We start from the raw sequence: 12587 nt of genomic DNA, 5'->3' as shown, positions 1-12587 counted from the left end.
ATGGCCAAAACTACAAAAAATCCAGTAATTACATCTATTTTTGACTATATGGTTCAAGTTGAAGGTACATTTAATTACTCACAAAAACAAATGTTTATTGCTAAAGATAAACCACATATTAAGTTTATTTTAATTAATGCTGATAACAAAAGTGCAATTTTATTATCAAGTGATGAAGAACACCAATTAGCAGTTGGTGATGAACTAGAATTATTAAACACCAATTTTAGCGTGTTTACTTCACAATCTTATTTTGGAAAAGTTATTGATGTTGCCGGCAATATAATTTTGCCTAGTGCAATGCCTAAACCATCTTTTTCTCCAACATTACACTCAAGTCCAATTTTTAACCTAGCTCACGATTTGATGAGTGTTAAAACGCTAAATGAACAACTTTATACTGGTATTCCAGCCATTGACTTATTAATCCCAATTGGTAAAGGTCAACGTGAATTAATTATTGGTGATCGTCAAACTGGTAAAACACATATCGCTTTGAATACAATAATTAATCAAGCTAACAAAAATGTTAAATGTATTTATGTTGCTATTGGCCAAAAAAGAGAAACAATTGCAATGGTGTATTCAACATTGCAAAAACATAATGCTTTGAAAAATACAATTATTATTGATGCCTTCGCAACTTCAACTTATGATCAATATTTAGCTCCTTATGTGGGTATGGCTCATGCCGAAAACATTTCTCAAACTGATGATGTTTTAATTGTTTTTGACGATTTAACTAAACACGCAAATGTATTTAGAGAAATGGCATTACTTTCAGATGCTCCTGTTGGAAAAGAAGCAATGCCTGGGGATATTTTCTTTGCCCACTCACAATTATTGGAAAGATCAGGTAGTTTTGTTGGACGTAAAACTATAACAGCTTTACCGATTTTACAAACTATTGATGGCGATATTACTTCTTTAATTTCTTCAAATATCATTTCAATTACTGATGGACAAATTGTAACTAGTTCAGATTTATTTGCTGCTGGTAAATTACCGGCAATTAATATTGATTTATCAGTATCTAGAACTGGTTCAAGTGTGCAAAATCACACAATAACTAAAGTAGCTGGCGAAATTGGTAAAATTTATCGTAAATACAAACGCCACTTAAAATTAGCAACTTTAGATTATGAATTTAACGCTGAAACCTCGTTATTACTGTCAAAAGGTAAAATGATTGAAAAAATGTTTACACAAAGAGGGTATTCATTATATTCAAACAGATTTATTCTTTTAACTTCAAAAATAATTTCATGAGGTTTGTTTAAAGGTGTTAAAGATGAACAAAAAGCAATGAGTTTTCTAAATAAATTAATTGATGTTAATAACGAAGCCAAAAAATCATTTGAAATTATTTCTAGTTCTAACAAATACGATGACAATATGGTAAAAAACTTTTTTGCTTTTGCTCTAAAACAATATTCAGATTATTTAAATTTAGGTTGAGATGTTAAAGTTGAACACAAATTTATTGAACTTGATAAACAAGATCTTTCGTCAATTGCTTCAATGTTAGGAGATAAATAATGACAGGAAAAATTATTAAATTTAACACAGATGTTATTGAAATTCAGTTTGCGACTGAAAATTTACCTAAAGTAAACAACTTATTAACCTTGCACGATGGCAAAACCTATTTATTAGTTAAAAGAGTTTTAAACGATACTACTGTAAAAGCTATTGTTATTTATACTTATCAGCCTATTGCGCTGAACGATGAAGTATTAAATACAAATAAGAGTTTCATGGTACCTGTAGGTAAAAAATCAAAAAATAACATTTATAGTTTTACTGGTTTGCCGCTTTTACCACAAATTGATACACCCGAATATGTTGAAATGAATTCAACCATTAATAAAGATAAATTTATTGACACCAAAGTTGAATTAATTGAAACTGGAATTAAAGCAATAGATTTTTTCATCCCAATTATTAAAGGCTACAAAATGGGTATTTTTGGTGGAGCTGGAGTTGGTAAAACAGTTTTAATGAAAGAAATTATTTTTAATGTTAATAATGCCAATAAACAAACAAGTAACATATTCATTGGTTCCGGCGAGCGTTCGCGCGAGGGTATTGAACTATATAACGAACTAAAAAGTTCTAATTTATTAAAAAACTCAATTATGTTTGTTTCAAAAATGAACGAATCGCCAGGTGCTAGAATGTCTATTGTTCCGATTGGAATTACAGCTGCTGAATATTTAAGAGACAAAGAAAAAGAAGATGTATTATTATTTATTGATAACATTTACCGTTTTGTTCAAGCTGAAAATGAAGTTAGTTCATCGCTAGGTAAAAAACCTTCTGTAGGTGGTTATCAATCAACATTGGAAAGCGATGTGGCTAACATTGAACACCGTATGTTTAAAAATGCTAATGGGGCTATTACATCATTCCAAACAATGTTTTTACCAATGGATGACTTGTCAGATCCTTCTGCTGTGGCAGTGTTCAATCACCTTGACGGTAACCTTGTTTTATCAAGAGCTCAAACAGCAAAAAATATTTTTCCAGCCTTTGACCCTTTAGCTAGTCAATCAAACTCAGTCAATGAAACAATTATTGGTAAAGAACATTTCAACGCAATTATTGAAACAAAAAGAATTTTAAAAACTTATAAAGATCTAGAAGATGTTATTTTAATTTTAGGTTTTGATGAATTAGATGACGAAAACAAAACCATTGTTAAAAAAGCATTACAACTGGAAAACTTCTTTACTCAAAACTTCTTTATGACCGAACATTTTACTAAATCAAAAGGTGAGTTTGTTAAATTAAAAGACACTGTTAAAAGTGTTCAAAGAATTCTTAATGGTGAATATTTAAAACAAAGTCCTGAAATTTTCTCATATGTAGGTTCAGCTCTGAATATTCCAACTGATAAAGAATTAGGTCTATAATTAAACTTATAAATGCTCAGTTTTGAGTATTTTTTTATTTATTAAAATAAAAAACTCAGCATTATTATTGCTGAGTTAAACTTTAGATAATGAAAGAAATTAAACACTAGCAGCGTTTCTTCTAAGGGTTTTAGCTGTTTTTGCTGTAACTCTTAAAGTAACTTTTTTGCCATCAACATACATTTTAACTTTTTGTAAGTTTAAGTTAAATTTTCTTTTAGATGCATTCATAGCGTGAGAACGTTTATTTCCTGTTTGTGCACGCTTACCTGTTAATTGATCTACTCTAGCCATTTTGCTCCTTTCATTTAATAATTAATTATTCATAAAAAGTATTTTAATTATACTTAAAAATGGTTTTTTTAGAAACAAATTTTATCAAATTTTGCTTATTTATTTAAGTTTATTTTATCGATTAAAGTTTTAGCTGCTACACAGCCATCACTGGCCGCAGTTATTAATTGTCTAACTTTTTTAACAATAATATCTCCAGCAGCATAAATGTTTTTGACTGAAGTTTCCATATCTTCGTTAACTTTAATAAAACCTTTTTCATCGGTTAAATTTAAATGTTTATGAATTGAGTTGTCAGGCACAAAACCAATTAGTGAAAATAGTGCTAAAGAATTAAATTTTGTTATTTCATTTGTTTGGTTATTTTGAACCACGACTTCTTTAATTCCATCTTCATCACCGTTTAATTCTAAAATTTGTGATTGTGTATGAACGCTAATATTTGGGGTTTGTTTTAAAGCATCAACAAGTACTTTATCAGCTGTTATTTCATTTAAAACGATCATATCAACATGATTGACAAATCTAGCAGCAAAGATTGCTTCTTCAACAGCTGAATTACCACCACCTAAAACAACTATATTTTTGTTACGGTATAAAGGTGCATCACAAGTTGTACAGAAGTGAACACCGTTATTACGAAATTGCTCGTAGTTTTTAATAAATGTTGGTTCGCGGTGTTTTAAGCCAGTTGCTACAATAATTGATTTAGTTGTTATAACTTTGCTGTTTTTTAAAACTACTTCTTTTTCAAATTCAGATAAAGAATTAATTTTAACAACTTCAGCCATCAATAATTTAGCACCGTTTTCTTTTGCGTGATTTAGCATTTTTTCACCTAAATCATAACCAGAAATTGTGCTTGTACCTAATCAGTTTTCAACTGTAGCACTAGTAACAATTTTACCTCCGGTATTTTCTTTTTCAATAATTAAAGTTTTAAGTCCACCTCTAGCAGCATATAGAGCTGCATTTGAACCAGCAGGTCCAGTACCTATAATAATTACATCGTATTCCATTTTTATCCCCTTAATACTGTATAAACAGGTTTTTTTCTATCAAATAGTCTTGTTTTATTCACATGGTCTAAATATTTTTGTGGGTGTGAATAAATATATTTAAATCTGTATTTATTTTTAGTTTTTTTGTAATGTATTGGATTGAAGAACATAAAGTAAATAAACATTGCTGTTCCTAGTGCGATAAATACCAATGATGCGATGGTGTAGATTTGAAAAGCACTTTCACGTAAAGGTTCAAGAGCCAATCTTACTAAACCATATCACACAAAGTATAAGCCTGAATTTGAACCAGGTTTTAACAAACCAAATAAATTAATTATTCAAACTAGCACTAAATAGCCAGCAAGGTTTGCTAAACCTTCGTATAAAAATAATGGGTATCTAAATAAACCTGGTTGATTTAGTGATGCACTATACGCATCTGAAATAAATAGATTTTGGGCAAAAGTTTTACCAAAAATTAATACAGATGAACCATCTCAATCTACTTTTCCATAAACTTCATGGTTAGCGTAGTTTCCTCAACGGCCAATTACTTGTCCTATTAAAATTGTTGGAATAATAAAATCTAACACTTTTCTAAAATCGACATCGTGTCGACGATGATAAGCATAAATCATCCCACACGCAGCACTCAAAATTACTCCACCTTGAATACTTAAACCACCTTCTCAAACTTTATACCAATTTGAAAAATCATAATTTGGGTTATAAATAGCTTCTTCAACTAAATCTCATAAACGAGCACCAACTATTGAAGTCGGAATAACTATTACAATCAAAGTGTATAAAATATCTCATTTATATTTTTCTCTTTTTCAAAAAAACGCAATAGTTAAAATGGCCGCCAACATACCCATCATCAATGTAATTGAATATGTACGAATTGGCAAAGCTCCAATATTAAATAACACTGAAGCTGAATTGGCAGGAACACCAGCTACAATACCAAATTTATTTTCGATATTCATTTGACCTCCTTTTATTTTAATTTCTATTAATATTTATCTTTTTAATTATAATGTATATATAAATTATGTGTAAATTTAATAACATAATTAATGATGCAAAACGGTAGTTGCTCGAGTGGCTGAAGAGGTTTGTCTCGAAAACAAATAGTGGTGCAAATCACTCAAGGGTTCAAATCCCTTACTACCGGCCATTTTTTATTTATATTTTTTGTCTTTTAAATCTTTATTTTTTGCTAAATCATTTTTTTATTATTTTTACCAATTAAAGCGAAAATAAGCATTTTAAGATATTTTTTTTAATTATTTTTAAAAAAAATTAAATATTATAATTTTTACATAAATTATTGTAAGTTTTGCAATAAGGAGAGAGAATGAAATTTTTTAAAAATAAGAAAAATAAATTGATTAGTTTATCTGTTTTATCTACTATTAGTTTAACTTCAATTGCAAGTGTTGCTATATATTTAGCAGCATCTAAACCAGTAAATGCTATTGATTATCAAACTAATGCAAAGGCTAGTCAAAATTTTATTGCTAAAGACAATTTGGAATTAGACAAAACACTTAATTCACTCATAGACCTTAACCTTAAAGAAATTCCAAAACCTACACCTCAACCAAAACCAAAACCTGAACCAAAAAAAGAAATAAAAATCATTAAAATTACAGCCGAAGATAAACCTAAACCAAAACCTGAACCTAAAGCCGAAGTTAAACCTGTACCAAAACCAAAAATTGAACCAATTCAACAACCTAAACAAGAATTAAATAATTTAATTAGTGATGAAGATAGAGAAGTTGCTTATGAAGATAATTTAGCTAATTTAACTCTTGTAGGTGTTGATGTTCATGCTAAAATTGAAAATGCAAAAACTCGGCAAATTTTTAAATATGATGTTAAACATAGTATTACTAATCCAAACCCATACCAAAACGATACAACAGGTAAAATTATTTCTGTTGATGTCACAGATAAATTAAGAAAAGCGGCCGTTGAAAACGCCAAAGGTGGCCCTGTTGGCCTAAACGGGGATATGATTAAAATTTTGATTGATTCGTATCTTCATATCAAAGAACTAAATGGCACAAAAATAGATAATTTTGTCAAACAAAATAGTCATTATTGAGATAAAGAATTTTGAAAATGACAAAGATTATTTGACAGCGAAAATGTTAAAAAATTTTTAAATGAAGAAGGTTTAGCTCAATATGATACTTTTGATTTTGGAGGTAGTAAAGCCTATCGTTATCTTTGATTATATAATCATATAGATTTTTCTAAAGTAACTAAACTTTCAAAAGTAGCAGAAGATTATTTAGCAAAAGGTTATGTTTTAGATCAACGCGAAACCTATTTTACTGAAAACGGAGAATTAGAATCTAGCGCATATAATTTACCTGATGATTATAATGGCACAATTTCAAGATTAAAAAGAGATAATTTAACTCGTCGCGTATTTAGTTATGATTCGCCATACAATAGAAGTCCAGACCAAATAAGAGACGGAAGTTATCCAGGCTGAACTAGCAGCGATGTCACACTAACTGATAATGAATTTAAAGATTTAGTACAAACTGGCGACGGTGTCAAAATCATTTTAATGACTAGAGATAAATTTATTGAAAATGATCCAAAACAAATCAATCAAGGTTATGTGTTAGAAATTGATGCTGCCAATAAATTAGGTTATGATAAAACTATTAAATTAATTCAAAGAGTAAAACAAAACAACTTAAATGTTATTTCATATCGTATCAAAAACATGGGCGAAAATGACACAGCACAAGCTTTTAAACCGATTTTAAGAGAATTGCCAGATAAAATTCTACAACTTGAATTGCATTTTAGTGATCGTGCTACTAATACTGGTTCTTTAATAGAATTAGAAAATAAAAGCATTAAAGAATTGGCTCTATACACTCGGGGTAATTCACTATTAGATGAATGAAGTATAAATCCTCTTGCTTTGCGCAAAACAGAATGAATTAATACTAATGATTATAATGTTAGCAGCGAATACGCAGCTGGTGCAGTCATTTTTACGCGTATTACTTTTAACACTTTAGCCTTTGATGTTCAAGATTATGATAAAAATTCAACTAATCCGTTTGAACGGATTAATTTAGGTTTAAGAATGGCATATTATGCTCGTAATAATGAACCATTTTTTCAAGGAGCATATGGAAGTGGTTTAGATGCTGATCACAATGAAGGTGGCAATAGTTATCCTACTGGACTTGATTTTAGTCGTGTTCCTGAAATTAAATCGCTGCGGGGTTTAATCTTTAACGATATTATTAAATCTTCAAACAACTCACGTAAAATTTGAAGAGCAACTTTTTATAATAATGATAGATTTTTTGAAATTGATAATTTAAATTTGGAACAAGCCGGTTTTGAAAATTTTGCTCAAGCATTTGCGACTGAAAGACCAAAAATAAAATTTTCAAATGGCCCAACCACAGTTGGTTTCAAAATCAAGGAAGATTTAAGTTCAACTGCTATTGCTAATTTAATTCGTTTTAAAGAATTAGTAAAAAATGATAATAAGGATTTTTTAGGCAAAATTTTAGTGGATGTTGATACTCCAAATAAAGATAGTGTTGTTCAAAAATTGCAAAATGCTGGCTTTACAGTAGAGCAAGATAATGGATTTAGTTTCCAATAAAGAAAGGAAAATATAAAAATGAAAAAAAATAAATTATATTTAGTGTTTTCATTAGCCTCAATTTCAGCAACAATTCCGACAATTGCGGTAGCATGTGCTAAAAAAGAAAATGATAATATTGATGGCGGAGGACAAAATAACGATAAAAAAGGTACTGAAACAAAAAAAGATTTAAGTAATTTAGATTTACAAGCAATACAAGCATTGAGTTTTGACGAAGTGTTTGAGGCTAAATTTGGTCGTGGTGCTGATACGTCTAGATCTAATATTGATGCCTTGACACTATCTCAAAATAAAGATTTAGTAAACTTAACTTTGAAAAATAATTTAGATAAAAATTTTGATTTTAATTTGATTGCAATTGATGCTAAATTTGATGCTAATATAACTGGAATGGCTAGCTTTAAGGTTCAAATTACAAATAAAACTGATAAAACTAAAACTAGCTTAAAAAATTATGAATTAAGTGGTTTTAAAACCACACCAATGGGTGTCGATGCACAAGGAACTATACCAATTGATACAACTCGAAACACAGTAACGAGCGAATATATTAATGCCAATCAAACACAAAGATATCAAATTGATAATGAAGAATATTTACGTGAATTAAAGCAACAATACCAAAACCGTCCAATTAACGAAGTAAGAGATGGTTTAAACTATACACCTGAATATGCTCAAAAATTTAATGATTTAGCAGTCGAGGCTAAAATACCAAGTTATGAAGATGGTGTTTATAAAGGTTTTACTGTACCAAAGTTTAAACCTGATGGCGCAATTGAAGGTTTATCAATTAACACTGGTACACCACCAACAAGATACTCAAAAACAGATTTTTTAGGCAATAGAAATATTTTTCAATCTATTGGTTTAGCTCGTTTATTGCCTAACGAAACTTATAGAGATATAGCTTACCAAACAATGTCGGTGTCATTTTCATATTTTGATGATTTCGCTTCTGAAATCGAAGAATTAAAATCTAACATTGCTAAAATGAAGGAATGACAAGCAGCTCAAAATAACCAACGTTTAGCTGAATATATTGAAGCATTAGCGAATGTTGAAAGAGAAAAAATATTAGATTTACAATTTCAATTAAAACAACAATTAGAAGACCCACGTACGGCTGAAATTGATAAAGAAGGTATTAAGAAAAGATTTGAAGCAGACATTGCTCAAATTAATAACACAATCAATACTGAAATAAAAACATTAACTTTTGAAAAAGTTATCCAAAGTTGAGAAAAACAAATTCAAGATTATGAAACTCAAAAATCAAGTGGCAAAAAACTTCGTGCTTCTTCAGGTACTATGTGAATTATGGACTATGAAATCTCTAAAGATGGTAAATATCCAACCAAATGATATTTTGGAACCAATTCTCACGTAGCAAGAATTTTCCATCGTCAAGGCTTTAATGGTTTAAGTATTACTGTTCTACAATCAACGCCTGGAGTTGGTTTAAACACCAAATTAAAAATAACTGGTTTTGATCCTCATTTTTATACATATTCATTTAATGGCGATAAAGTCAAAGAAGCAGTTACTAGAATTTATGATGCTACAGATTATTTGAACACCTCACCTAAACAATATTTAGATGAAAAAGGAAAAAAAGAATACGCTGATGTTGAAGAAATGATAGATTTTGCTGTGATTGAAGTTGATTTTTCAAAATTCAACAGCATTGATAAAAATAAATTTAGCCTACAAAATGACCGCAAAGATAAAGAAGATGAATTTTTAAATTCGATTAACGGCAAAGATTTTGGTGAAGAAATTGCAAAAGCAGTGACAAATAATTACGCTAATTGAGAAGAAAATAAAAAAGTTAAATTTTTATCAACATCTTATTTAAAAGACTATGACCAAATTGATTTTGATTTAGTAATTAAAAAAGATCAAACACCGAAAAAAACTGATGAATTATTTGCTCTAGGATATCCTAAAGCCACAGAAGATTTCTTTTTAGATCCAATTACCGAAAAAGATCAATACGAAGCAAGACAATCATATGAAAGTTTATGAATCAACTCTAATTATGAATTCTATAACAACAAGGCTGTTGCTGAAGATGGACCACAAAACATATCTAAAGAAAAATTAGATAAAGGTAATTATTTATCATACCAAATTGGTTATCGTTCATTTATAGATAAACCTGGTTTAAATGATGGCTTTATTGTTAGTCCAATTCGGGGTAGAAATATTTATACCACTCTAGATGAGAATTATAAATCACAAAAATACTTTAATTCAGGCCTTCAATATATGTTAAGACACTTTGTACCAATTGGCGGCTCATCTGGTTCGAGTGTAAGAAATCAAGAAAATAGATTAGTTGGGGTTCACAGTACTATTATTAGAGATGCTCGTACTGATTTTGTGGCGGCATTTAGATCAGAAGGATGAGATTACAGAAATGCTTATAATGGGTATAATTTAGAACAATATGATTTAATTTATGGTGGTGGCAAAAACCAAAAAACATCATACAGACAAGCATTAGAAAAAAAATATAACAACACATTCAAAACTCAATTATTCCCTAACGGTGTTTCGCAAGATAATATTCCCGATGAATTTAAATTCAACAACCAAGATTTATTGAATAAAAAAACAAATTAGTAATTTTAATAATTTTGTATAAATTTATTGAAAACATTTGTTTAAAATATACAAAACTCTAAATTAAAAGTTGCAATTTTAGTGCAACTTTTTTTTCACTTTATTATAGGTTTAAACAAATTATCTAAATTTTTACTTGCTTTTTTGGTTTATTATATTTTTGTGGTATAACATATGATATTACTATTTATAAATTTCTTTTATTAATAATAAATTAAACACAGGAGGTATATGAACCCAACAAGATTAGTAGCAATTGGTGGTGTACAAGAAATTGGTAAATCTTCATTATTTGTTGAATATAAAGACAATATTTTTATAGTTGATGCGGGAATTAAATTTGCTGATACTGCACAAACTGGTATTAAAGGCATAATTCCAGATTATTCGTATTTAGCACAAAATAAACACAAAATTAAAGGTTTATTCATTACTCATGGTCACGAAGATCATATCGGAGGAGTTGTTTATTTAGTTAAACAAGTGGCTTTTAAAAAAATATTCGCCCCACGTATAGCAATTCAATATTTAAAATTAAAATTTGAAGAGCACAAAGTTCCAAGTGATATTGAATTTATTGAAATTGAAAAATCGGCTGTACATCGTTTTGGAGAATGTTGAGTAGATTTTTGATCAGCACAACACTCAATTCCAGATGCGTTTGGTATTCGTATTAATACTCCTAATGGTTCAATAATGTGCACCGGTGATTTTAGATTCGATTACAATCCTATTGGTGAAAGTTATACTGATTTTGCTCGTTTAGATCAAATTGGTAAAGAAGGTTTAACTGTTTTATTATCTGATTCAACAAATGCAATGCGTCCGTTTCATTCTCCTTCAGAAAACGATATTTTAAAAGATATTGAAAAATATATTAGGCAAGCAACTCGTAAAGTGATTATTACAGCTTTTGCTTCTAATTTAACACGTGTTAAAGCAATAATTGAATTAGTTGCAAAATTAGGCAAAAAGGTAGCCACCTTTGGTCGTTCAATGGTTAATGGCGTAAAAATTGGTCGCAAATTAGGTTATATTAATGTTGATAACAAGGTTTTGCTTGATAAAAAACAAGTGTCAAGTGTACCCGATAAAGATTTAGTTATTTTAACAACCGGTAGTCAAGGTGAGCAATTAGCTGCTCTTGCGAGAATGTCGCACGGTAAGCACCAAAGTGTAAAAATAGAAAAAGGTGATTTAATAATATTTTCTTCTAGTCCTATTCCAGGTAATCATATGGTGATTGAACTTCTAATTAACCGTTTGGCTAAACTAGGAGCAGATATCAAAGAAAATGGTGTAGATGGTTATTTACACACTTCTGGACACGCATATAAACATGAACACGATAAAATTTTTCAATTAACTAAACCTAAATACTTTATTCCTTACCATGGCGAATATCGTATGAGTATAGTCCATGGTCAAAGTGCTGTGCGCAACGGTGTAAATCCTAATAATATTTTCATTCCCGAAAAAGGTCGTGTTTATAACATTATTAATCAAGTAGTGAGTGAAAGTGATGAAAAAATAGATTATGGACCTATTTATATTGATGGGCATAATGTGTTAAATTTAAATGCCAATGTAATCAAAGAAAGACAGCAATTAGCTGAAAGCGGTTTTGTTAATATTTGTTTAGTTATAGACCGTCCGAATAAAAATATAATTGGACGACCATCGCTAATCTCACGAGGTGCGTTTTATGTTAAAACTTCATTAGCTTTAGTTAATGAAGCAAAGCGTGTAGCGCACGGCGCAGCTTTATACTATGTTAAAAACACACAAAATTTTAATATAGTAGAGTTAAAACAATTAATTATAGAACGACTTGAAAATCTTTTTTATAAGGAAAAAAGAAGAAAACCAATTATAATCCCAACGATTTTATACACAGATGATCCTAATGATGTAGTTTTACAAAACAGCGAGCTTAAATTTGATAAAAAAGAAAAAACTAATTCAAAAACTAAGTCAATTTTGAAAAATGTGCGTAGTGAAATGTTCGGCGATCAATCCGAACTTGAAGATGATATCCATGATGACGAAGAAGATATAGAATAAAGCAAGGCTCTATTTTTTGTT

General features: G+C 29.5%; 8 protein-coding genes and 1 tRNA gene. 6 read left to right on the top strand and 3 right to left on the bottom strand.

Features of this window, described 5'->3' with window-relative positions; genetic code table 4:
• Positions 1 to 1539: an MSC_0619 family F1-like ATPase alpha subunit gene (locus EG856_RS01520; RefSeq protein WP_130429376.1), complete on the top strand. Its 1539-nt coding sequence runs from the start codon at positions 1 to 3 to the stop codon at positions 1537 to 1539.
• Positions 1539 to 2915 (top strand): MSC_0618 family F1-like ATPase beta subunit, encoded by a 1377-nt coding sequence (locus EG856_RS01515; protein WP_130429375.1) that lies wholly within the window; start codon positions 1539 to 1541, stop codon positions 2913 to 2915. Before EG856_RS01520 ends, EG856_RS01515 begins: the two co-directional genes overlap by 1 nt.
• Positions 2916 to 3014: 99 nt before the next feature.
• Here the strand turns inward: EG856_RS01515 and rpmB are convergent, their stop codons facing one another.
• From rpmB to lgt, 3 genes are all read right to left on the bottom strand, one after another.
• Complete coding sequence (gene rpmB, locus EG856_RS01510) at positions 3015 to 3209, bottom strand: 50S ribosomal protein L28 (protein WP_130429374.1); 195 nt, start codon at positions 3207 to 3209, stop codon at positions 3015 to 3017.
• A gap of 95 nt (positions 3210 to 3304) precedes the next feature.
• Positions 3305 to 4228 carry an NAD(P)/FAD-dependent oxidoreductase gene (locus EG856_RS01505; RefSeq protein ID WP_130429373.1) on the bottom strand — a complete coding sequence of 308 codons (924 nt, stop codon included), beginning with the start codon at positions 4226 to 4228 and terminating at the stop codon, positions 3305 to 3307.
• A gap of 2 nt (positions 4229 to 4230) precedes the next feature.
• Positions 4231 to 5202: a prolipoprotein diacylglyceryl transferase gene (gene lgt, locus EG856_RS01500; RefSeq protein WP_130429372.1), complete on the bottom strand. Its 972-nt coding sequence runs from the start codon at positions 5200 to 5202 to the stop codon at positions 4231 to 4233.
• Between the two features lie 101 nt (positions 5203 to 5303).
• Here lgt and EG856_RS01495 point away from each other — a divergent pair.
• From EG856_RS01495 to EG856_RS01480, 4 genes are all read left to right on the top strand, one after another.
• Positions 5304 to 5393: transfer RNA gene (locus tag EG856_RS01495), tRNA-Ser, on the top strand.
• A gap of 180 nt (positions 5394 to 5573) precedes the next feature.
• Positions 5574 to 7871, top strand: coding sequence for a putative immunoglobulin-blocking virulence protein (locus tag EG856_RS01490; protein WP_130429371.1), 2298 nt, complete (start codon positions 5574 to 5576; stop codon positions 7869 to 7871).
• Between the two features lie 18 nt (positions 7872 to 7889).
• The gene (mip, locus tag EG856_RS01485; RefSeq protein WP_130429370.1) at positions 7890 to 10502 is read left to right on the top strand and encodes an Ig-specific serine endopeptidase MIP; all 2613 of its coding nucleotides are present in this window, start codon (positions 7890 to 7892) and stop codon (positions 10500 to 10502) included.
• Positions 10503 to 10733: 231 nt separating this feature from the next.
• The gene (locus EG856_RS01480) at positions 10734 to 12566 is read left to right on the top strand and encodes a ribonuclease J (RefSeq protein ID WP_130429369.1); all 1833 of its coding nucleotides are present in this window, start codon (positions 10734 to 10736) and stop codon (positions 12564 to 12566) included.
• Positions 12567 to 12587: the final 21 nt, after the last annotated feature.

The sequence above is a fragment of the Mycoplasmopsis phocirhinis genome, assembly GCF_004216495.1.
Lineage (GTDB): Bacteria > Bacillota_I > Bacilli_A > Mycoplasmatales > Metamycoplasmataceae > Mycoplasmopsis > Mycoplasmopsis phocirhinis.
The sequence above is the reverse complement of the archived record's forward strand: the minus strand, read 5'-3'. Positions and strand labels throughout refer to the sequence as shown.